At 66.3% G+C, this 20,237-nt stretch carries 21 protein-coding genes and 1 tRNA gene; 10 read left to right on the plus strand and 12 right to left on the minus strand.

All coding sequences use genetic code 11. The annotated features are described in order from the left end of the window. Positions 1-26 precede the first annotated feature (26 nt). The 5 genes from AC1RLU_RS14180 to map form a co-directional block, all read right to left on the minus strand. Positions 27-968 carry an alpha-E domain-containing protein gene (locus AC1RLU_RS14180; RefSeq protein ID WP_492796320.1) on the minus strand — a complete coding sequence of 314 codons (942 nt, stop codon included), beginning with the start codon at positions 966-968 and terminating at the stop codon, positions 27-29. Between the two features lie 73 nt (positions 969-1,041). Further along, positions 1,042-2,457 (minus strand): circularly permuted type 2 ATP-grasp protein, encoded by a 1,416-nt coding sequence (locus AC1RLU_RS14185; RefSeq protein WP_061966985.1) that lies wholly within the window; start codon positions 2,455-2,457, stop codon positions 1,042-1,044. 207 nt (positions 2,458-2,664) lie between these two features. Beyond that, a complete protein-coding gene (locus tag AC1RLU_RS14190; protein WP_142112156.1) occupies positions 2,665-3,033 on the minus strand; it encodes a DUF488 domain-containing protein in 369 nt (122 codons plus the stop codon). Next, positions 3,033-3,782: a RadC family protein gene (radC, locus tag AC1RLU_RS14195; RefSeq protein ID WP_492796322.1), complete on the minus strand. Its 750-nt coding sequence runs from the start codon at positions 3,780-3,782 to the stop codon at positions 3,033-3,035. The genes AC1RLU_RS14190 and radC overlap by 1 nt, the downstream gene beginning before the upstream one ends. After that, on the minus strand, positions 3,779-4,603 hold the full coding sequence (map, locus tag AC1RLU_RS14200; RefSeq protein ID WP_492796323.1) for a type I methionyl aminopeptidase: 825 nt from the start codon (positions 4,601-4,603) through the stop codon (positions 3,779-3,781). The genes radC and map overlap by 4 nt, the downstream gene beginning before the upstream one ends. Positions 4,604-4,729: 126 nt before the next feature. Between map and AC1RLU_RS14205 the strand changes: the two genes are divergently transcribed. The 4 genes from AC1RLU_RS14205 to gpt all read left to right on the plus strand — a co-directional run bounded on the left by AC1RLU_RS14205 (position 4,730) and on the right by gpt (position 9,197). Next, a complete protein-coding gene (locus tag AC1RLU_RS14205) occupies positions 4,730-5,581 on the plus strand; it encodes an FkbM family methyltransferase (protein ID WP_492796325.1) in 852 nt (283 codons plus the stop codon). A 97-nt stretch (positions 5,582-5,678) separates the two neighbouring features. Next, on the plus strand, positions 5,679-6,437 hold the full coding sequence (locus AC1RLU_RS14210) for a competence/damage-inducible protein A (RefSeq protein WP_492796326.1): 759 nt from the start codon (positions 5,679-5,681) through the stop codon (positions 6,435-6,437). Between the two features lie 326 nt (positions 6,438-6,763). Continuing rightward, positions 6,764-8,566: a methyl-accepting chemotaxis protein gene (locus tag AC1RLU_RS14215; RefSeq protein WP_492796328.1), complete on the plus strand. Its 1,803-nt coding sequence runs from the start codon at positions 6,764-6,766 to the stop codon at positions 8,564-8,566. Positions 8,567-8,687: 121 nt separating this feature from the next. Beyond that, positions 8,688-9,197 (plus strand): xanthine phosphoribosyltransferase, encoded by a 510-nt coding sequence (gpt, locus tag AC1RLU_RS14220; protein ID WP_061967013.1) that lies wholly within the window; start codon positions 8,688-8,690, stop codon positions 9,195-9,197. 46 nt (positions 9,198-9,243) lie between these two features. On the opposite strand, the gene AC1RLU_RS14225 is transcribed toward gpt, so the two are convergent. From AC1RLU_RS14225 to AC1RLU_RS14235, 3 genes are all read right to left on the minus strand, one after another. After that, complete coding sequence (locus AC1RLU_RS14225; protein ID WP_492796330.1) at positions 9,244-10,107, minus strand: DMT family transporter; 864 nt, start codon at positions 10,105-10,107, stop codon at positions 9,244-9,246. Between the two features lie 97 nt (positions 10,108-10,204). Beyond that, complete coding sequence (locus tag AC1RLU_RS14230; RefSeq protein WP_492796332.1) at positions 10,205-10,648, minus strand: DUF1330 domain-containing protein; 444 nt, start codon at positions 10,646-10,648, stop codon at positions 10,205-10,207. After that, positions 10,645-11,220, minus strand: coding sequence for a DUF2239 family protein (locus AC1RLU_RS14235; RefSeq protein ID WP_492796333.1), 576 nt, complete (start codon positions 11,218-11,220; stop codon positions 10,645-10,647). The genes AC1RLU_RS14230 and AC1RLU_RS14235 overlap by 4 nt, the downstream gene beginning before the upstream one ends. A 201-nt stretch (positions 11,221-11,421) precedes the next feature. Here AC1RLU_RS14235 and AC1RLU_RS14240 point away from each other — a divergent pair, with 201 nt between their 5' ends. The 3 genes from AC1RLU_RS14240 to AC1RLU_RS14250 all read left to right on the plus strand — a co-directional run bounded on the left by AC1RLU_RS14240 (position 11,422) and on the right by AC1RLU_RS14250 (position 13,849). Next, entirely contained in the window at positions 11,422-12,987 is a 1,566-nt protein-coding gene (locus AC1RLU_RS14240; RefSeq protein ID WP_492796335.1) for an AMP-binding protein, read from the plus strand. A 50-nt stretch (positions 12,988-13,037) separates the two neighbouring features. Further along, positions 13,038-13,691, plus strand: coding sequence for a DUF1190 domain-containing protein (locus AC1RLU_RS14245; RefSeq protein ID WP_492796337.1), 654 nt, complete (start codon positions 13,038-13,040; stop codon positions 13,689-13,691). 71 nt (positions 13,692-13,762) lie between these two features. Continuing rightward, positions 13,763-13,849 (plus strand) — tRNA-Leu (locus AC1RLU_RS14250). A 36-nt stretch (positions 13,850-13,885) separates the two neighbouring features. Here AC1RLU_RS14250 and AC1RLU_RS14255 read toward each other — a convergent pair. Beyond that, positions 13,886-14,533: a DUF938 domain-containing protein gene (locus AC1RLU_RS14255; RefSeq protein WP_492796338.1), complete on the minus strand. Its 648-nt coding sequence runs from the start codon at positions 14,531-14,533 to the stop codon at positions 13,886-13,888. Between the two features lie 126 nt (positions 14,534-14,659). Between AC1RLU_RS14255 and AC1RLU_RS14260 the strand changes: the two genes are divergently transcribed. From AC1RLU_RS14260 to chrA, 3 genes are all read left to right on the plus strand, one after another. Then, complete coding sequence (locus AC1RLU_RS14260) at positions 14,660-15,922, plus strand: hemolysin family protein (RefSeq protein ID WP_210244405.1); 1,263 nt, start codon at positions 14,660-14,662, stop codon at positions 15,920-15,922. Between the two features lie 131 nt (positions 15,923-16,053). Continuing rightward, positions 16,054-16,887 carry a chromate resistance protein ChrB domain-containing protein gene (locus tag AC1RLU_RS14265; RefSeq protein ID WP_091856593.1) on the plus strand — a complete coding sequence of 278 codons (834 nt, stop codon included), beginning with the start codon at positions 16,054-16,056 and terminating at the stop codon, positions 16,885-16,887. Next, positions 16,884-18,281, plus strand: a complete 1,398-nt coding sequence (gene chrA, locus AC1RLU_RS14270) for a chromate efflux transporter (protein ID WP_492796340.1) — start codon at positions 16,884-16,886, stop codon at positions 18,279-18,281. Before AC1RLU_RS14265 ends, chrA begins: the two co-directional genes overlap by 4 nt. A 3-nt stretch (positions 18,282-18,284) precedes the next feature. On the opposite strand, the gene AC1RLU_RS14275 is transcribed toward chrA, so the two are convergent. The 3 genes from AC1RLU_RS14275 to AC1RLU_RS14285 all read right to left on the minus strand — a co-directional run bounded on the left by AC1RLU_RS14275 (position 18,285) and on the right by AC1RLU_RS14285 (position 20,178). Continuing rightward, a complete protein-coding gene (locus tag AC1RLU_RS14275) occupies positions 18,285-18,599 on the minus strand; it encodes a hypothetical protein (protein WP_492796342.1) in 315 nt (104 codons plus the stop codon). 58 nt (positions 18,600-18,657) lie between these two features. Then, positions 18,658-19,839 carry an FAD-dependent monooxygenase gene (locus AC1RLU_RS14280; RefSeq protein WP_492796344.1) on the minus strand — a complete coding sequence of 394 codons (1,182 nt, stop codon included), beginning with the start codon at positions 19,837-19,839 and terminating at the stop codon, positions 18,658-18,660. Positions 19,840-19,926: 87 nt separating this feature from the next. Further along, positions 19,927-20,178: a zinc-finger domain-containing protein gene (locus AC1RLU_RS14285; RefSeq protein ID WP_492796346.1), complete on the minus strand. Its 252-nt coding sequence runs from the start codon at positions 20,176-20,178 to the stop codon at positions 19,927-19,929. Positions 20,179-20,237: the final 59 nt, after the last annotated feature.

Raw genomic sequence — 20,237 nt, forward strand, 5'->3', positions numbered from 1 at the left:
TCGCGCCGAGAGCGCAGGCGAGCACTTCATTGCAGATACTGCTCGAAGATGGTGTTGCCGAGGCGGTTGTTCTCGGTGATGAACTCCTCGATGAACTCGTGCAGGCCGTGCTCGAAGACGTCGTCGATCCTTGTGTTGCTGAGGCTGCCAAGGGTTTTGCGCGCCTGGCGTTGCGCCGGCCCCTGGCGGCCATAGGCATCGCCGAGCGCATCGAGGAAGCGCGAGATGTTCTCGTAGCAGGCTGCGAGCGAGCGCGGCATGCGGCGGTTCAGCACCAGGAGATCGGCGACGAGGATCGGCTTCACCGCCTCGCGATAGACCCAGTGATAGGCGGTCAGCGCCGAGACCTCGCGCAGCACCGTGGTCCACTGGAAATAGTCGAGCGAGCCGCCGACCTGCTCGTCGGCTGGCAGCAGCACATGGTATTTCACGTCCAGGATACGGGCGGTGTTGTCGGCGCGTTCGAGATAGACACCGAGGCGCGAGAACCAGTAGCCGTCGTCGCGCAGCATGGTCCGATAGGCCGAGCCGTCGAAGACCAGCGAGACGTTCTTCACCCAGTCGAGAAAGCGGGCGAACTCCTCGCGATCCATGCGCTTCTTCTCGAAGCGCTGCAATTCCAGCCAGGCGCCGTTCAGCGCGTCCCACATCTCCGAGGTTAGCGCCGTGCGTACGCCCCGCGCGTTCGAGCGGGCCTGGGCGAGGCAATTGCGGATCGAGGACGGATTGTCGGGGTTGAAGGTCAGGAAATCGCAGACATTGCGTTCATTCGCTTCGCCATAGGCCTTGGCGAAGTCCTCCTCGCAGCCGGCGGTGAGGACCGCGCTCTGCCATTCCGTGCCGGCACCGCCATAGGTCGTCGGCAGGTTGGTCAGGCGCGTCGTGGCGTCTAGGATGCGGGCGAGATATTCGGCCCGTTCGACATATCGGGAAACCCAGTAGAGGCTGTCTGCGGTACGCGAAAGCATGGTCAGCGTGTGCCTTTCCGCGGGATGGCAGGCTGTTTCGGGAGGAGGGCTGGCGAGGGTGCGGCGGGGATGCTCATGCGTCGAGCACCCAGGTGTCCTTGGTGCCGCCGCCCTGGCTGGAATTGACGACGAGCGAGCCTTCCTTGAGCGCGACGCGGGTCAGGCCGCCCGGCACGCAGGAGATGCCGTTCGCGCCGGAGAGCACATAGGGGCGCAGGTCGACATGGCGCGGTGCGACGCCGGAGGCGACGAAGGTCGGGCAGGTCGAGAGTGCCAGCGTCGGCTGGGCGATGAAGCCCTCGGGCTGGGCCTTGAGCTTGCGCCGGAAGGTCTCGATCTGGGCCTTGTTGGCGTGCGGGCCCACGAGCATGCCGTAGCCGCCCGAGCCGTTGACCTCCTTGACGACGAGCTTGTCGAGATTGTCGAGCACATAGGCATTGGCCTCGGGCTCGCGGCAGCGGAAGGTCGGGACGTTCTTCAGGATCGGCTCCTCGCCGGTGAAGAACTTCACGATCTCCGGCATGTAGCTGTAGACCGCCTTGTCGTCGGCGACGCCGGTGCCGACCGCGTTCGCCAGCGTGACATTGCCGGCCTTGTAGGCGCCGATGATGCCGGGCACGCCCAGCACGGAATCGCTGCGGAAGGCGAGCGGATCGATGAAGTCGTCATCGATGCGCCGGTAGATCACGTCGACGCGCTTCGGCCCCTGGGTCGTGCGCATATAGACGACGTCGTCCTTGACCAGCAGGTCCGAGCCCTCGACCAGCTCGACGCCGAGCTTGTCGGCGAGGAAGGAGTGTTCGTAGAAGGCCGAATTGTACTGGCCGGGCGTCAGCAGGCAGATCGTCGGATCCGACGAGGCGCTGCGCGGCGCGACCGAGCGCAGGGTCGCCAGCAGCTGGTCCGGATAGTTGTCGACCGGCGCGACGCGGTGGGTCGAGAACAGCTCCGGGAAGAGCCTGAGCATCACCTCGCGGTTCTCCATCATGTAGGAGACGCCGGAGGGCGTGCGGGCATTGTCTTCAAGAACATAGAAGGTGTCGGCGTCGACGCGCACCACGTCGATGCCGGCGATGTGGCAGTAGATGCCGTGCGGCACCTTGAAATCGACCATTTCGAGCTGATAGCAGGCGTTGCGATAGACCAGATCGGGCGGGATGATGCCGGCCTTCAGGCATTCCTTGGGGCCGTAGACATCGGCCAGGAACATGTTGAGGGCGGTAACGCGCTGGCGCAGGCCGGCTTCCAGCTTGGTCCATTCCGGCTTGGTCAAGACGCGCGGGATGATGTCGAAGGGGATCAGGCGCTCGGTCGATTCCTCGTCGCCATAGACCGCGAAGGTGATGCCGATGCGGCGGAAGAACAGTTCCGCCTGGCTGCGCCTGAGCGCCAGCATCTCGGGCGGCGCTTCCTTCAGCCAGCGATCCAGGGCCTCGTAGGCGGGCCTCAGCTCGGCTCCCGAACCGCTCATTTCATCGAATGCGACCATGCAGCCCTCTTCCCCGTTAAGGCCAGCCTATGCGCATTCGCGGCCGTTCGGGAAGAGGGAGAATAGCCACGTAATTCATCTGATCTGCCTTTTTCATGGGCAGTATTGATCAGGTACAGTTTGCTTTAGTTGATCTTGGCAAAGCTGAGCCAGCCCGCATGAAGCGGCTGTACCTTCGTCGCGCCGCGCCGGGCGGCCATGCCTGCGCTATTCTTGGACCGAATTCGGGCGGGCGTCCAGCCAGAGGCGCAGGGCAACCGCATTGTTCCGGTTCTCGTCCTTCGCCGCATAGAGCAGGACGACCGGGCCCTGCTTCCGTTCGGCTGCCAGGGTCGCGAGAGCGGCCTGGGCCGGCGGGCTGCCAAGCTCGGTCGCATAGGCGATACAGAACTCGTCCCAGTGGTCGGGATGGCCGTGGAATTCGTGGCGCAGCGCGTCGCTGGGCGCGAGATCCTTGAGCCAGAGATCGATCCGGTCCTTCGAGACGCCGCGCGGCCAGAGTCGGTCGACCAGGATACGCCTGCCGTCACCGGGTGCCGGGGGATCGTAGACGCGCTTGACCGCCAGTTTCGTCATCAGATCAGTCCGAGGCTGCGGAAGCTGGCATGGCCGTCGCGGCCGACGATGATGTGGTCGTGGATGGCGATGCCCAGGGGCTTGGCGATATCGACCAGCTCGCGCGTCATCCGCATGTCGGCGCCGGATGGGGTGGGATCGCCTGACGGATGGTTGTGGACCAGGATGATCGCGGAGGCCGACAGCTCCAGCGCGCGGCGCATCACCTCGCGCGGATAGACCGGCGTATGGTCGACCGTGCCGGTCTGCTGCACCTCGTCGGCGATCAGGGTGTTCTTCTTGTCGAGGAAGAGGATGCGGAACTGCTCGCGCTCGGCGAAGGCCATCGCCATCCGGCAATAGTCCAGCACCGAGGACCAGGAGGAAAGCACCGGCCGCTTGCCGACGGCGCCCTTGGCCATGCGTTTCAGGGCGGCTTCGACGATCTTGAGGTCGAGCGCGACGCCTTCGCCGACGCCTTTCACCTCGGTCAGGCGTGAGGCTGGGGCGCCGAGCACTTCCGCGAAGGAGCCGAAGCGCTGGATCAGTTCCTTGGCGAGCGGCTTGACGTCACGCTGCGGGATCGAGCGGAAAAGCAGAAGCTCCAGCAACTCGTAATCCGGCAGGGTTTCCGCGCCGGATTCCTCGAAACGCGTGCGCAGGCGTTCGCGATGGCCGCGATAGTGCGGCGTGCCGGCGTCGGAAGGGCTGGCCGGCGAGGGCGCCTTGCGCGGTCCCTTACCTGCACCCTTGCCGATGCCGACGCTCATTTTGCAACGAGCGGGTTGTCGAGGCCGCCGGGCGAGAGCGTGAAGATCTCGCAGCCCTGCTCGGTGACGCCGATCTGATGCTCGAACTGGGCCGAGAGCGAACGGTCGCGGGTCACGGCGGTCCAGCCGTCGGAGAGCACCTTCACCCCCGGCTTGCCGAGATTGATCATGGGCTCGATGGTGAAGACCATGCCAGGCTTGAGCAGCACGCCCTCGCCGGGGCTGCCATAGTGCAGGATGTTCGGCGCGTCGTGGAAGAGCTGGCCGATGCCGTGGCCGCAGAAATCGCGCACCACCGAGCAGCGCTCGCCTTCCGCATAACGCTGGATGGCGAAGCCGATATCGCCGGTGGTGGCGCCGGCGCGCACGGCCTTGATGCCGCGCTGCAGGCTCTCATAGGTGATCTCGACCAGGCGCTCGGCCTTCCGCGAGATCTCGCCGACGCCGTACATGCGGCTCGAATCGCCGTGCCAGCCGTCGACGATCAGCGTGTAGTCGATGTTGAGGATGTCGCCTTCGCGCAGCGGCTTGTCGTCGGGAATGCCGTGGCAGACGACATGGTTGATCGAGGTGCAGATCGACTTGGTGTAGCCGCGATAGAACAGCGTCGCCGGATAGGCGCCGTTGTCCATGGCGAACTGGAAGGCGAGCTCGTCAAGGCGCTGCGTGGTGACGCCGGGCTTGACATGGGAGCCGAGCATGTCGAGCCCCGCGGCGGTCAGCCGGCCGGCCTTGTGCATGGCCGCGAAGGCCTCGGGGCCGTGAATCTTGATGGCGGGCTCGCGCGAACGCGAGCGGCCGATGGTGTCTTCGAAGGTCATTGCGCGCGGAAAACTCCTTGCCCCATATCTATTGCGTTTAATGGCGCACGCAAGCCGGTCGAGCGCGAGAGGCGGGTGACTGGCGGACTGGCGCGCGGGCGCGGCGAGGTGTATCAGGCGGGCGCAATGACCATCATCGAACAGAACCCGGCGGAAGAGCGGCCTTTCGGCACCTTCGCTCCGAAAGCCTATCTCGCCCGCATCATCGCCCGGACGCGGGCAGCCTCCGACAGCTTCCTCGGGCGCAAGGTGGCCTATGCGCTCCGGCGCCTCGGCCTGCGCTCGCTCGACGGTGCGCCTGTCGACATCGAGTCGCTGGGGGCGAAGATGCGCCTCTATCCGGACGGGAATGTCTGCGAGAAGCGGGTGCTGTTCACGCCGCAATATTTCGACGCGATCGAGCGGGAGCTGCTGGTCTCGCGGCTGCGCGACGGCTTCACCTTCATCGATATCGGCGCGAATATCGGCGCCTACTCGCTCTTCGTCGCGGCGCGGGCCGGGCGGGGCGCGCGCATCCTGGCGGTCGAGCCACAGCCCGAGATCTTCGCCCGCCTTGCCTTCAACATCGCGCAGAACCCGTTCGGGACGGTCAAGGCGGTGGCTTGCGCGCTCGCCGACAAGCCGGGTGAACTGACCCTGTTCATCGATCCGACCAATCGCGGGGAATCGAGCGTCCGCATCCTCAATTCGAGTGCCGGGACTTCGGTCAAGGTGCCGGCGATGACGCTGCTCTCGCTGGTCGAGGGCGAGGGCTATGAGCGCATCGACGCGGTCAAGCTCGATGTCGAGGGCGCCGAGGACCTGATTCTCGAACCTTTCCTGCGCGACGCGCCGCAAGCGCTCTGGCCGGGCTTCATCATCATCGAGGATTCGCGCCAGCGCTGGCAGACCGATCTTGCCGGCTTGCTCGGGCGCAGCGGCTACAGGCTCGTCGCCCAGACACGGCTCAACCTGGTGTTCGAGCGCAAGCCGGCCTGAGCGCGCGGCTAAAGCATGACGGGCGCGCCCGCGGCGGAGCTTGAGCACTTCGCGGGGAAAGCCTAGCTCTTGTGCGCAAGCTAGGAGCGCCGACGCCATGTCCGTGAATGAATCCAGTTCCGCCACCATCGTCACGGCCGCGATCCTGGTGATCGGCGACGAGATTCTGTCTGGACGGACGAAGGACAAGAATATCGGCTACATTGCCGAGTATCTCACCAATATCGGCGTCGACCTGCGTGAAGTCCGCGTCGTGCCCGATGTGTCCGAAGAGATCGTCGCGGCGGTCAATGCGCTACGCGGCCGCTACACTTATGTCTTCACCACCGGCGGGATCGGGCCGACCCATGACGATATCACGGCGGATGCCGTCGCGGCCGCCTTCGGCGTCACGATCGACCATGACCCCCGCGCCGTTGCGATGCTCTCCGAACGCTTCTCGCCGGAGGAACTGAACGAAGCCCGCATGCGGATGGCGCGTATCCCCGCCGGGGCCGAACTGGTTGCGAATGCGATCTCCAAGGCGCCTGGCTTCAACATCGGCAACGTCTACGTCATGGCCGGCGTGCCCGCGATCATGCAGGCGATGCTCGACGTCATCGGGCCGACCTTGCAGACGGGGGCGAAAATGCTGTCCGACACGGTCCGGGCCGGGCTGCGCGAGGGGGATATCGGCGGGCCGCTTGCCGAGGTCGCCAGGGCCCATCCGGAGGTTTCGATCGGCTCCTATCCGTTCTGGTCTGAAACCGGACCGGACACGAATATCGTCGTGAGATCGCGCGACGCAGAGAAACTGCTTGCAGCAATGGCTGCGGTGAAAGCGATGGTCGCTGTCGAGAAGCAGAGATCACTCTGAAGAAAGTTTATTCTACAACTTTTGCGGTTTTTATACAACTTTACGGAGCGTTTGTGTTTTTATAAATCGTGATCTAATCTTCGTGCAGCCTTATTATGTCTGCTATATGTATGAAGTGCTTTTAATAGATAGATTTTCTACTTCAAGTTGAGATATATTCTAGTCATCAATCATTCATAAATTAATTTGAGTGATACTTGGTGGGTGGTCGGAAAGCATTCGGCCGCCTGCCGCGCCCGGGCGCTGTAGGTATCCGATAGGGGCTTTCACGACGACGCTGGCCACAAGGACGCCTGATCCGCGGGCCGCGCCGAAGGGGGATATGGATGCCGCTCTTTTCCGGCCTTTTCGCGAACCGGCATGCTGCGGGACAGCTGGACGCCATCAACCGCTCGCAGGCACGGATCGAGTTCGATCTCGACGGCAAGATCCTGGATGCCAACGACAACTTCCTGTCGGCGGTCGGTTACACGCTGGCGGAGGTGAAGGGGCAGCATCACAGCATCTTCGTGACGCCCGAGGAGAAGGGCAGCCCAGCTTACAAGCAGTTCTGGGCCGATCTCGGCCGCGGCGAGTTCTCACGCGGGCAGTACCTGCGGCTCGGCAAGGGCGGCAAGGAGATTTGGATCCAGGCGAGCTACACCCCGATCCTGGGGGCGGGCGGCAAGCCGGTCGGTGTGATCAAATACGCCTTCGACGTGACCGAGCAGAAGAACCGCCTCGCCGATCTCGAAGGGCAGCGCGCTGCCATCGACAAGGCGCAAGCCGTGATCGAATTCGATCTCGCCGGCAAGATTTTGACGGCAAACGAGAATTTCCTCAGCGTGCTCGGCTATTCGCTGGCCGAGATCGTCGGCCAGCATCACCGCCTGTTCGTCGACCCGGCGGAGCGCGAGACGCCGGCCTATCGCGCCTTCTGGGAGCGTCTCGGCAAGGGCGAATACGATGCCGGCCAGTACCGGCGCATCGGCAAGGGCGGCAAGGAGATCTGGATCCAGGCGAGCTATAACCCCATCCTGGATGCGCAGGGGCGTCCCTATAAGGTCGTCAAATTCGCCTCCGACATCACCGCGACCTTCAAGGGCAAGCAGCTCGAAGCGGCGGTGAAGGAGACGAGCGCGGTGATCGACCGGGCCAAGGGCAAGGACCTGACGGGTCGTGTGCCGCTCGACGGCAAGACCGGGGAGGTCGCCACGCTCTGCGCCGGCGTCAACGACCTGCTCGATACGCTGGCTGAGGTGGTCGGCACGGTCAGCGACATCTCGGCCCGTATCGACGGTGCGTCCCTCAAGATCACCGCCGACAGCCAGCAACTGGCGGAGCGGACCGAGGCCAACGCATCGAGCCTGCAGGAAACCGCGGCGACGACGGAGGAGCTTGCCGCGTCGGTGAAGCACAGCGCCGGCAATTCGCGGATGGCGGTCCAGCTCGGCAACGAGGCGAGCGCGGTTGCGGCGCGCGGCGGCGCCATCGTCACCGAGGCAGTCGCGGCGATGGGGCGGATCGAACAGGCTTCGTCCGGAATTTCAGAGATCATCTCGATGATCGACGAGATCGCCTTTCAGACTAACCTGCTGGCGCTGAACGCCGCGGTCGAGGCGGCGCGGGCCGGCGATGCCGGGCGTGGTTTCGCCGTGGTCGCAACCGAGGTGCGGGCACTCGCTGCCCGCTGCAGCGAATCCGCCAATGGCGTCAAGGCGTTGATCGCGAATTCTACGCAGCAGATTCAAGCTGGTGTCGGCCTGGTCAAGGATGCCGGAACGACGCTGGGCGAGATCGTCGGCGCTGCCTCCAAGGTGGCTTCGACGGTCAGCGAGATCTCGCAGGCGACGACCGAGCAGGCCAACGGCATCGACGAGATGGCCCGCACCGTCGCGCATATGGACGAGATCACGCAGCAGAATTCGCTCCTTGCCGAGCAGAGCGCCAAGGTCGCCCGCGATCTCCAGCAGGAAACCGCGGCGCTGAGCACGATGGTCTCGGCCTTCCAGCTCGGCGGCGACCGGCACAGGGCTGCGCCGCAGCTGGTTCATTCGGCCCCACCGGCACCGCGCGTGGTGGTGCCGGCAGCTCCGCGCGGCCGGCGCGTCGCATCCGGCGGCGGAGCGGATGGCTGGACGGAATTCTGACAGGACCGAATGACGTTCGGTTGGGGATGTTCGGCGCGTGCCTCTTGTCAGGCGCGCGCCGATAGGCTTTTCGGTCGGAAACCCGCGCCTTTCGCGTCGGGCCAAGTCCGGAGCGCTGTCCATGGCCGAACCGTCCTCGAACAAGGCTTTCCCGGTTTCCTGGGATCAGTTCCATCGCGATGCCCGCGCTCTCGCGTGGCGCCTTGCCGAGAAGGGGCCCTTCGAGGCGATGGTCTGCATCACCCGCGGCGGCCTGGTGCCGGCGGCGATCATCTGCCGCGAGCTCGGCCTGCGGGTGATCGAGACCGTCTGCGTCGCGAGCTATCACGACTACAAGAACCAGTCCGAGCTCAAGGTGCTCAAGGACATCGCCCCGAACATCAAGGCGATCGGCGACGGCACGGGCAAGGGCGTGCTGGTGGTCGACGACCTCACTGATACCGGCAAGACCGCCCGTGTGGTGCGCGAGATGCTGCCGAATGCGCATTTCGCCACGGTCTATGCCAAGCCGGCCGGCGTGCCGACGGTCGACACCTTCGTCACCGAGGTCAGCCAGGACACCTGGATCTATTTCCCGTGGGACATGGCTCTGACCTATGTCGAGCCGATCGCCAAAGGGCATAAGGGCTGAGACGCCGCGTATTCGCCTCAGCCCGTCGAGGGCGAGCGGAACGCGATCAGCATGCCGAGACGACGATCGCCATGCCGGCCAATTCGGTAGGCGAGGGCGTCTCGGCCAGCAGCAGAGCGCTGGCGGCCGCCGTCGCCACCGGCACCAGCGGCAGGAACAATGTCGCCTTGGCTGCGCCCAGCGTCGCGACGGAGCGGGCATAGAGATAGAGCGCGACGACGCCGACCAGAACCCCCTGGTAGAGCGCCTGCAGCACGAGCTCGGAGAAGGGCACGCGTGCCATATGGATCGGCAGCGCCAGCGCCACGATCACCAGCAGCGGCACCGAGAGGATGCATGAGGCCGCGGTGATCTCCAGCGAGCTAGCGCCCCAGCGGCGGGCGAGCAGGCCGAAGATCGACCATAGGAAGGCGATCAGCACGAAAAGCAGGTCGCCGATCCAGGCGTCGGGCCGGGATGGCGCCATCGCGAGCGCATCGCGCGAGAAGATGCCGATGCCCAGCACGATGATGCCGAGGCCGGCGAGCCGCATCCGCCCGGCCCGCTCGCCGGTGACGAGGAAGATCAGCAGCGCGGTGAAGACCGGGATCAGCCCGGGCGAGATGATCGACGAGTGCAGCGCCGGGGCGAAGGAGGCCCCGCCGACGAGGATCAGGCTGTAGAGCGGGCCGATCAGCAGCGCCATCACCCAGGCCCGCGGCCAGCCGAGCGAGCCGACCGGGAACGGCCGCATATGCCGGAGCGACCAGGGCAGCAGCACGGCGGCGGCAGAGACGAAGCGCAGGATCGTGACATCGGCCGGGGTCAGGTCGATCAGCATGGCATGTCTCGAGACGACGGACTGGACGCCCCAGATCAATGCGGTCAGCAGGCCGCAGAGAATGCCGAGCCATTGTGCGCGGGAGGTCATGAATGGAAGGGCCTTGCGGAAACATGCGATGCGGCGGCTATGCCTGTCGGCGCAGGTTGCAGCAATGCGCCGGGCGCAGCCCGCCCCGGCGTTGCGTCTATGCAGCAGCACCGGTTGCCGCAGGCCGCGCCATCCCGACCAGCGGCAGCAAGCGGGAATCCGCGATGGCGGCCAGGCGGTGTCCATAGCCGGCGAGATAGCCCTCATGGCTGGCGAAGGCGATGAAGTTCTCCACGGAGGACTGCCTTATCAGCATCGCGCGGTCCCAGCGCTCCGCTTCCGGGCCGATGAAGAAGGGCCCGCCTTCGCCGATGAAGAGCAACGAACCGCCGCTTGCTTCGAGATAGGGCAAGGTATGGCTGATGTAGCGGTGGAAGGCTTCTGCTCCGCTGATCGCTTCCGCCGGTGCCAGCTCGGGCGTGGCCGCATAGTCGGCGATATCGCGAAAGCGCAGGAGATTGAGCATCACGACCTCGCCGACGATGTTGCGGCGGAAGAGATCGCGGCCGGCTTCCCAGCTCGGAGCGAGGTAGGCGGTCACAGCTTCGGCTCCGGAAGGGCAAAGCCAGCAAGCAACTCCCGTGCATAGGCCAGGATATCGGCGGGCCAGCTTCGGCTGTGCTCGGCGAAGCGCTCGCCATCTCCGGCGAAGAGGGCACGCGAGGCTTCCTCGAAACCTTCGCGATCGCCCGCCATCGTCGCGATGAAAGCGTAGGCGCGTTCTTGTGCCGCTCGTGCCTGGCTGCGTCCGCCATCGCTCTTCCGGGCATCGTCGACGAGCCGCCGGAGTGCCTGCGAGGCACCGCCCGGTTGCAAAGCGAGCCAGTCCCAATGACGCGGCAGCAAGGTCACCTCGCGAGCGACGACACCAAGCTTCGGACGTCCTCTGCCGCGCGGTGTATCGGTTGCTTCGTCTGTTCGAGGGGCATAGCGCGCCGCGATCTCGGCATCGCTGCCGCGCAGGTCGAGATCGACCACCTTTCCGGTCGCATCGTCGAAGACGAGGATCGCGGCGGTTGGATCGGCGGTGAAGGCGGCTTTCACCGCGAGCGCGATGGCGGCCAGCGGGCCACCGGCGATGCGGGTGGCGTCGTGAAAGGCAGTGTGGGGCATGGATTCCAACCCTGAGGCTCCTTGATTGCGAGCTTATTATCCGGGTGAATTACTCCTGGCAATATGATCCGGGTAAAATATCGTGTGATCCACTGCGTCGCCTCGGCATGACGTCATGTCGAATTGGACCGGCTTTGAAACCTGGGTCGATCCCACTAGTTTGACCGACAGACGAAACGCCGACGGGGAGACGCGCCAGGCATGGCCGCCACCAGCTTCGAGGCTGCGGGCGCGCGGATCACGATCTTCCGCGCCCTGCTTCAGACCATCGCCCGCCATGGCAAGGGCCGCATCGCGCTGGAGGACCCCGAGCGCCAGCCGATCACCTATGGCCGGCTCGTGCTCGGCGCGCTGGTGCTGGGGCGCAAGCTTGCGGCGCTGACGGCGCCGAAGGAGCATGTCGGTGTGCTCTTGCCGAACATGCAGGGCATGGCAGTGACGCTGTTCTCGCTCTTCGCCTATGGCCGGGTGCCGGCGCTGCTGAACTTCACGGCCGGCGTCCGCAACCTGCGCGCGGCTGCCGAACTGGCTGAGCTCAAGACGATCGTCACCTCGCGCCGCTTCGTCGACCAGGGCAAGCTCGACGACGAGATCGCGGCTTTGGGCGAGGGGCGCCGGGTCGTCTATCTCGAAGATATCCGCAAGGAGATCACCAGTCTCGACAAGGCGCTCGGTGCCTTGCAGAGCCTGGCGCCGGGGCTCGTCCATCGCGCCCATGAAGCGCAGCCCGATGATATCGCGGTTGTCCTGTTCACCTCCGGCACCGAGGGCAAGCCGAAGGGCGTGGCATTGAGCCATGCCAATATCGTCTCGAACGCAAGGCAGGTCTTTGCCCACGCCGCAGGCGCGATCTCCGAGCGGGACGTGTTCATGAATCCGCTGCCGGCCTTCCACTCCTTCGGTTTGACGGCCGGGCTGATGGTGCCGCTGCTGCACGGCATGAAGGTCGTGCTCTATCCGAGCCCGCTGCACTACAAGCAGATCCCGAAGCTGATCGGCGACATGAAGGCAACCTTCCTGCTCGCGACCGACACATTCCTCCAGGGTTACGCCCGTGCTGCGGAAAAGGGCGATCTCGGCAGCGTGCGCTATGTCGTGGCCGGCGCCGAGCGCGTGAAGGCCGAGACCAAGCGGATGTGGGAGCCCTACGGCACCACCATCCTCGAGGGCTATGGCTGCACCGAATGCTCGCCGGTGCTGGCCGTCAATACGCCGGCAGCGATGCGGGAGGGCACCGTCGGCAAGCTCCTGCCGGGCATCGAAGCCAAGCTGGAGCCGGTGGAGGGTATCCATGAGGGCGGACGTCTGACCGTGCGCGGGCCGAACGTCATGGCCGGCTATCTCGATCCCGAGCAGCCCGGCCGCATCATCCCGCCGGAAGGTGGCTGGCACGATACCGGCGACATCGTCGTGATCGAGGACGGTTTCGTCGCGATCCGCGGCCGGGCCAAGCGCTTCGCCAAGCTCGGCGGCGAGATGGTCTCGCTCGCGGCGGTCGAGACCATGATCGCCAAGATCTGGCCGGACCAGAACCATGTCGTCGTCGCGCTGCCGGATGCACGCAAGGGCGAGCAGCTCGTTCTCGTCACCGAGACGCCGAATGCCGACCGGGCGGCTCTGCAGGAAGCTGCGAAGCAGCAAGGTTTTCCGGAACTGTGGGTACCGCGCGCGATCCTGGTGACGCAGGCGATTCCCGTGCTCGGCAACGGCAAGATCGACTACGGCTCGACGCGGGAGCTCGCAGCGTCACGGCGGGCGCTGCTGTGAGGCGGCCTCGCTACCTTATGGCCACAATTGTAATTCTATTACGCTGGATGATGATTCCGGGTTCCGCCCTCGCGCTGCTGCGCGTCGCCACTCTTGCTCCCGCCCTGTCGCTCGCGGGGCCGTCCGATCTCGCGGCCCAGGCGCAGACCGCGCTCTATATGCGCCGCGATGAGTGCATCGAGGCCGGCAAGCTGACGGCGGAGCAGTGCGAGTTCGCCTATCGCAATGCCCGCGCCGAATTCGAGCAGGCGGCGCCGCGTTATGGCTCGCGCGCAGCCTGCGAGCGCAACCACAAGCGCTGCGGCGCCCAGATGGTCTCGGCCGGCGGCTGGGAATCCTTCGGCAAGGGCGGGGCGAGCTATGTGCCGCGCTTCATCGGCGTTCGCGTGACGGGCGAGGGCGCCGCGCGCCGCGCCCTGCCGGTGGTCGAGGGCACGGCCAAGGTCGCCTTTGCCGGGCGCTCGGTGACGGAATTGCAGGACAAGGTCGCGGGCCGGCGCGGTATCATCGGCCAGGCCAGCAGCGTCGGGCGCGGTGCGCATGGCCATTCCGGCCAGGGCGCCGCTCCCTACGTCAAGCGCGGCGACCGTGACGACACGGTGCGCGTCCCGATGGAAGAGAAGACCATCGGGTCTGACGTCAAGCCGGGGCTCTATGTCGATCCCGACGGGGTCGAGTGGTACAAGCCCGCCCGCCCGCATTGAGCGCTGCACGGCCGGAGCGCGATCGCCAAGGCTTGCGCCGGCTGACGCTGCCCGTTATCGCTGTGCCCGCTGCGGACGTGGCGAAACTGGTAGACGCACGAGACTTAAAATCTTGCGCCTTCAAAGGCTTGCGGGTTCGAGTCCCGCCGTCCGCACCACCGTGATTCCGGTTTGCGCGATCGCGCCATCGGCAGTCAGCTCTTCCTGAAGATCACGCTCAGATTGTTCGCGGGCATCTCGACGATCTCGGGCGCGCCGAAGCCGTTTGCCGCGCCAAGCGCCGCGACCGCATCACTATCGCGCAGACCCCAGGCCGGATCGCGGCTGCGCAGGCTTTCGTCGAAGGCGGCGTTGCCCGGTTCGAGCGGCCGGCCCGGCCGGCGATAGGGGCCGTAGAGATAGAGCGGCTGGCCCTGCTTCAAGAGGCGCCCCGCCTGCCGGAAAAGCCCCTCCGCCGCGGCCCAGGGCGCGATGTGGATCATGTTGATGCAGAGGATCGCATCAGCGGATTCGACGGGCCAATGCAGCGCTGTCGCATCGACGACGACCGGCGGGAGGATGTTGCCGAGGCCGGATTCCCGGGTCCAGGCCGCGATGCTCGCCACCGCATCCGGAGAAGGATCGCTCGGCTGGAAGGTCAGGTCGGGCAGGGCGCGGGCGAAATGCACGGCATGCTCGCCGGAGCCGGAGGCGATTTCCAGCACACGCCCGGATTGCGGCAGCACGTCGTGCAGGACGGCGAGGATCGCATCGCGATTGCGCTGGGCGGAAGGCGCCCGCAGGCGGGGATCGGCGCCGAGCTGTGTATCGGCGGTCGGCTGCCAGAAACTCGGCCTGCTCATCATCCGCTCACGAATCTTTCATCCGGCCCATCGCGTTGGGGCGATGATCCGCTATAAGGGGGCAGGAAGCGAGCCGCCAGATGTCGTGGCTTCGCAGCAAGCAGGCTGGTTTTGTTAACCGAAATCCTGATCGTCGTGGCGCTGACGATCGTCAATGGTCTCCTCGCCATGTCGGAACTCGCCGTAGTTTCGTCACGCACGGCGCGCCTCAAGGTTCTCAGCGATCAGGGCAATAAGGGCGCCGCCACCGCGATGCGCCTGGCAGAAGACCCCGGCCGCTTTCTCTCCACAGTCCAGATCGGCATCACGCTCGTCGGCGTGCTCTCGGGCGCGTTCTCCGGCGCCACGCTTGGCGCGCGCCTGTCGGAATGGCTGGGCACGCATGGCTTCTCGCCATCAGTTTCCGACACGCTCGGCGTCGGTCTTGTCGTCGTCGCCATCACCTATCTCTCGCTGATCCTCGGCGAGCTCGTGCCGAAGCAGATCGCGCTGCGCGATCCCGAGCGGGTCGCGGCGCGGGTCGCACCGGCGATGTCGCTGCTCTCCAAGGTCGGTGCGCCGCTGGTGTTCCTGCTCGACGTCTCCGGCAAGGCCGTCCTGCGCCTGCTCGGCCAGAAGGGCGAGTCGGAAGAGAGGGTCACCGAGGAGGAGGTCCGCACCATCATTGCCGAGGCGGAGACCGCCGGCGTGCTCGAGCGCGACGAGCGCGAAATGATTGCAGGCGTGATGCGCCTCGCCGACCGTTCGGCTCGCGCCTTGATGACGCCGCGCCGCGAGGTCGAGGTCATCGACCTCGAAGACAGCGCCGAGGAAATCCGCGAGCAATTGCGCGCGACGCGCCGCTCGCGCCTGCCCGTGCAGGATGGCGAGGCGGATTCGATCGTCGGCGTGGTCGTGGTCAAGGACCTGATCGAATTCCTTCAGGCCGGCGACAGAGGCGATCTGCGCGCGCTGGTCCAGGAAGCTCCGATCGTGATGGACACGGCGGACTCGCTGCATGTGCTGCGCGAGATTCGCGCAAGTCGCGTGCATATGGCGCTGGTCTTCGACGAGTACGGCCATTTCGAGGGCATCATCACCCCCGGCGACGTGCTCGAGGCGATCATCGGCGCCTTCCAGGAGGAGGAAGAGGACGAGCCGGCGATCGTGACGCGCGCCGACGGTTCCTATCTCGTCGCCGGCTGGATGCAGGTCGACGAGTTCTCGCATGAACTCGGTATCCCGATCCCGCGCGATGCCGATTTCCAGACGGTTGCGGGCTTCATCCTGGCCGAGATGAACCATCTGCCGAATGTCGGCGAGAGCTTCGACAAGGGGCATTGGCGCTTCGAGGTCGTCGATCTCGACGGCCGCCGCATCGACAAGATCCTGGTCTCCCGGATCGAGTGAGACGGCCGCCGGCGTTGACGCCGGCGGAGCCCACGTGGTCTAGTCGTCGCCAAGGGGTGCATCGCGACGACCCCGTGAGGCTTCGGCCCAATGTTCGCGTCCAACTTCCTCGCTCAGGATGGACGCAAGCCATGTCTTCCAACGAACAGATCACGGTCGCCCAGCTGTCACGGCTGGTCGGCCTTCCCGATGCGCCGGCCATCATCGATGTCCGCATCGATGAGGATGTCGCCGCCGATCCCGTCTTCCTGCCGGGTTCGGTTCGCCGCGACTATCGCGCCGTTTCCGAATGGGGCGCTGAATTCGCCGGGCAGCGGCGTGTGGTGGTCGTCTGCCATCGCGGCCTCAAGCTCAGCGAAGGTGCCGCCGCCTGGCTGCGGCATCTCGGCATCACCGCGGAAACTCTTGAAGGCGGTCATCAGGCCTGGCGACAGGCTGGTGGGTTGACCTTTTCGCCGGAACGTTTGCCTTCGCCAGGGGTATCCGGCGGCAGCGTCTGGGTGACGCGGGCGCGGCCGAAAGTCGACCGCATTGCCTGTCCCTGGCTGATCCGCCGCTTCATAGACCGGCGCGCCGTGTTCCTCTTCGTTGCGGCCTCCGAGGTCGAGGCGGTGGCCGATCGCTTCGGCGCCACGCCTTTCGATATCGACGGCGTGTTCTGGAGCCATCGCGGGCCGCTTTGCACCTTCGATACGATGATCGCGGAATTCCGGCTGGCGTCGCCCGCGCTCGACCGATTGGCGCGGATCGTGCGGGCGGCCGATACGGCGACGCTGGAGGCCGAGCCGCAGGCGGCCGGCCTGCTTGCGGCCTCGCTTGGGCTGTCGCGCATGTACAAGCACGATCTCGAACAGCTCGAGGCCGGCATGCTGCTCTACGATGCCTTCTATCGCTGGTGCCGTGATGCGGGTGAGGAAACCCATAACTGGCCAGTGCCGAAGCCGGCCGGGGAGGCGCAGCGATGAGCGTCGCGGAAACGGATGCTGAGATGGCAGTGCAAAATGCGGCGCGTTTGCCGACGCTTGGCGAGGCGACCCGCATCTGGGCGAAGATCGGTCTGCTGTCCTTCGGCGGGCCGGCCGGCCAGATCGCGCTGATGCACCGGGAGCTGGTGGAGGAGCGACGCTGGATCGGCGAAGAGCGCTTCCTGCATGCGCTGAACTACTGCATGCTTCTGCCCGGACCCGAGGCGCAGCAGCTCGCCGTCTATATCGGCTGGCTGATGCATCGGACGATCGGCGGCCTGATCGCAGGCCTCCTGTTCATCCTGCCCGGCGCGCTGGTGATGCTGGGTCTCAGCATCCTCTATGTCACCTGGAGGCATGTCCCGCTGGTCGACGGGGTCTTCTTCGGCGTGAAGGCGGCGGTGCTTGCCATCGTCATCGAGGCGGGACTGAGAATCAGCCGCCGGGCGCTGAAGACCGGCGCGATGGTCGGCATCGCCGTTGCAGCTTTCGCCGGCATTTTCCTGTTCAAATTGCCGTTCCCGCTCATCGTCCTGCTCGCGGGGCTCGCGGGCTGGCTGGGTAATCGCATTCGGCCCGGCTGGTTCGGCAAGGGCGGTGCCGGCGGCGCGGCAGATGCCGCGGGCGAGGGCTTGCTCGACGCTCTGCTTGCGCGCGGAGAGCTCGACCATATCAGGCCCTCGGCCGGGCGGGCTGCCCGCGTGCTCGCCGTCTGGCTGCCGCTCTGGCTCGGGCCGGTGGCGCTGTTCTGGCTGGTCGCCGGCTCCGCCAGCGTCTGGACGCAGGTCGGCAGCTTCTTCAGCGCGATGGCGGTGGTGACCTTCGGCGGCGCCTATGCGGCGCTGGCCTATGTCGCGCAGGCGGCGGTCGACGGTTTCGGCTGGCTCGCGCCCGGCGAAATGCTGGACGGGCTCGGCCTCGCCGAGACGACGCCGGGGCCGCTCATCCTCGTGCTCGAATTCGTCGGCTTCCTCGCCGCGTTCCGGGCGCCGGGCAGCCTGCCGCCGCTCGTCGCCGGCGGGCTTGGGGCGCTGCTGACGGTCTGGGTGACCTTCGCGCCCTGCTTTCTCTGGATCTTCCTGGGCGCGCCCTATGTCGAGGCTCTGCGCGGCAACCGGGCGATCTCGGCTGCGCTCGGGGCGATCACCGCGGCCGTGGTCGGCGTCATCGCCAATCTCGCGCTCTGGTTCGGGCTGCACGTCCTCTTCCGCGAGGTCTCCAGCCTGTCCTTCCTCGGCATGAGCCCGGAGGTGCCGGTCCTGACCTCGCTGGACTGGCGTGCGGCCTTGCTGGCGGCCGGCGCTGCCATCGCATTGCTGCGCTTCAAGCTCGGGATGATGCCGGTCCTGGCGATCTGCGCCGTCGCCGGCATCGTCCTGAAGGGCGGCTTCTGAGGCTCAGCGGCGCGGCTCGTCCGGCTCGATGATGCGGTATTCGGCGTCGATGACCTCGACCCGGTCCGGCTGGCGCGGCTGGTTGGCGAACGGATTGGCGGGGTCGATGCCGGCCGCCTTCAGCTTGGCCTTGAGACGCCAGACCGCGATCGCGCCGACGACCAGCACGACCGGAATCAGGATGAGCGCGAGGCTCGCGGCCAGCACGAAAAGCGCGACGCCGACGATCAGGCTTGCCGCCATGGCGAGCCAGGCCTGCCAGCGCGGTATGGCGCGGGCGCGGCCGTTGAGCTGCTCGTAGAGATTGACGCGGATCATAGGATGTCTGTTCCTTCCCTCGGCACAGAGATAGGAAGCGATTGCGGCTTTGACGAGGTCAGGCCGTGTCTTGCCAATCGTAGAGCCAACCATAGCGGTTGCGCAGGCCGTTCGGCCCAAGCCGTTTCAGCGCGAAATCGCGGGCAATGCTGAGCGGCCAGCCCATATGGTAATTGCGGCCATTGCCCCGGCTTTCCTCCTGCACACGAGCGACACGCTGGGCGCGGGTCTTGGCATAGGCCGCGAAGGCTGCGGGCACTCCCGGCGCGCCATCGCGACTGAGCGTCTCGGCGAGCAGGCGGGCGAGCACGGCGGCATCCTCGATGGCGAGCGACGCTCCCTGCGCAAGGAAGGGTAGGATCGGGTGGGCGGCATCGCCGATCAGCGCGATCCGGCCCTTGGCCATGGCGGCCGGCTTGCGATCGAACAGCGACCAGACCTGCCAGCCTTCCGCGGCGCCGGTGAGATCGCGTAAGGCCTGGGATGCGCCGGCGAGATGATCGGTTACGATGGTGCGGTCGCCTTCGCGGGACCAGCCCTCGCGGGCTTCCTTCGCCTGTCGGACGACGACGAGGTTGATCTCCCGGCCCGCGGCAACGGGGTAATGCACTGCGTGGCGGCCGGAGCCGATATGCAGTGTCACGCGCGGCTTGTCGCCAGCACGGGCCGGCACGACGGCGCGCCAGGCTTCGTAACCGGTGAAGACCGGCGGCGAGGCGTCGCCGGTGAGATCGCGCACGCGCGACCACAGGCCGTCGGCGCCGATCAGCCCAAGGGCCGAGAGCGTCCCGCCGATTCCGTCGCGCGCCGTGAGGCCGACCGTGACGCCGTCGGCAGCCTGGCTGACCTCGTCCACGCTGCGGCCGACCATCAGGCGGATATTCGGCATGGCGCGGGCGGCGTCGAGCAGCACGGTATGGAGGTCGTTGCGCTTCATCATGCGGAACGGCGTCGGCATGCGCTCGGGGCTGGAGGGCATCTCCAGCACCTGCGAGCCATCGGCCCAGCGCCGGATCATCAGCCCGTGCGAGGTTACGCTGATGCGCTTCAGCGGCAGGGCGAGGTCGAGCGCATCGAGCACGCGGCCGGAATTGGAGGTGACCTGCAGGCCGGCCCCGGTCTCGCCGAAACCGGTGCGCTTCTCGACGACGGTCGCTGCGATGCCGCGCCGTGCCAGCGACAGGGCCATGGTCAGGCCGCCGATGCCGGCGCCGGCGATGACGAAATGAGGAGCGGACACGGGGATCGGACGCCTTCGATGAAAGAGCTGGAAGACGAGGCGCGGATGCCCCTCAGTACCCGCGCCACCGGTGGAGTGTTTTCAGCCTCAGGCGGCCTTGGCCGATTCCGTATAGGCGCATTCCGGCGGGATGCAGGCGGCGTCCTTCAGCGACGGCTCGTATTTGAACAGGGTCGAGCAATAGGGGCAGACGATCTCGTGGTCCGCGCCCATGTCGAGGAAGACATGCGGATGGTCGAAGGGCGGCTTGGCGCCGATGCACATGAACTCATGCGCGCCGACCTGGATGACGGGGACGCCGGGGTCGTTGTGGAAATGCGGGATGCCGGTCGCGGCCATGGTCGTCGCTCTTCGAAAGGCTGGAATTGCGGCGCAACCTATCGCGTGAGCCCGCCGGG

The organism is Allobosea sp. GW822-FHT05A11 (genome assembly GCF_058800455.1).

Excerpts from the sequence above, each read along its gene's own strand:
- AC1RLU_RS14255 (WP_492796338.1), bottom strand. The coding sequence starts at position 14,533 with ATGAGCAGGCCGAGTTTCTGGCAGCCGACCGCCGATACACAGCTCGGC.
- AC1RLU_RS14185 (WP_061966985.1), bottom strand. The coding sequence starts at position 2,457 with ATGGTCGCATTCGATGAAATGAGCGGTTCGGGAGCCGAGCTGAGGCCC.
- AC1RLU_RS14215 (WP_492796328.1), top strand. The coding sequence starts at position 6,764 with ATGCCGCTCTTTTCCGGCCTTTTCGCGAACCGGCATGCTGCGGGACAG.
- AC1RLU_RS14240 (WP_492796335.1), top strand. The coding sequence starts at position 11,422 with ATGGCCGCCACCAGCTTCGAGGCTGCGGGCGCGCGGATCACGATCTTC.
- AC1RLU_RS14210 (WP_492796326.1), top strand. The coding sequence starts at position 5,679 with ATGTCCGTGAATGAATCCAGTTCCGCCACCATCGTCACGGCCGCGATC.
- map (WP_492796323.1), bottom strand. The coding sequence starts at position 4,603 with ATGACCTTCGAAGACACCATCGGCCGCTCGCGTTCGCGCGAGCCCGCC.
- AC1RLU_RS14265 (WP_091856593.1), top strand. The coding sequence starts at position 16,054 with ATGTCTTCCAACGAACAGATCACGGTCGCCCAGCTGTCACGGCTGGTC.
- AC1RLU_RS14235 (WP_492796333.1), bottom strand. The coding sequence starts at position 11,220 with ATGCCCCACACTGCCTTTCACGACGCCACCCGCATCGCCGGTGGCCCG.
- AC1RLU_RS14180 (WP_492796320.1), bottom strand. The coding sequence starts at position 968 with ATGCTTTCGCGTACCGCAGACAGCCTCTACTGGGTTTCCCGATATGTC.
- gpt (WP_061967013.1), top strand. The coding sequence starts at position 8,688 with ATGGCCGAACCGTCCTCGAACAAGGCTTTCCCGGTTTCCTGGGATCAG.
- AC1RLU_RS14245 (WP_492796337.1), top strand. The coding sequence starts at position 13,038 with ATGATTCCGGGTTCCGCCCTCGCGCTGCTGCGCGTCGCCACTCTTGCT.
- AC1RLU_RS14225 (WP_492796330.1), bottom strand. The coding sequence starts at position 10,107 with ATGACCTCCCGCGCACAATGGCTCGGCATTCTCTGCGGCCTGCTGACC.
- chrA (WP_492796340.1), top strand. The coding sequence starts at position 16,884 with ATGAGCGTCGCGGAAACGGATGCTGAGATGGCAGTGCAAAATGCGGCG.
- AC1RLU_RS14275 (WP_492796342.1), bottom strand. The coding sequence starts at position 18,599 with ATGATCCGCGTCAATCTCTACGAGCAGCTCAACGGCCGCGCCCGCGCC.
- AC1RLU_RS14190 (WP_142112156.1), bottom strand. The coding sequence starts at position 3,033 with ATGACGAAACTGGCGGTCAAGCGCGTCTACGATCCCCCGGCACCCGGT.
- AC1RLU_RS14285 (WP_492796346.1), bottom strand. The coding sequence starts at position 20,178 with ATGGCCGCGACCGGCATCCCGCATTTCCACAACGACCCCGGCGTCCCC.
- AC1RLU_RS14205 (WP_492796325.1), top strand. The coding sequence starts at position 4,730 with ATGACCATCATCGAACAGAACCCGGCGGAAGAGCGGCCTTTCGGCACC.
- radC (WP_492796322.1), bottom strand. The coding sequence starts at position 3,782 with ATGAGCGTCGGCATCGGCAAGGGTGCAGGTAAGGGACCGCGCAAGGCG.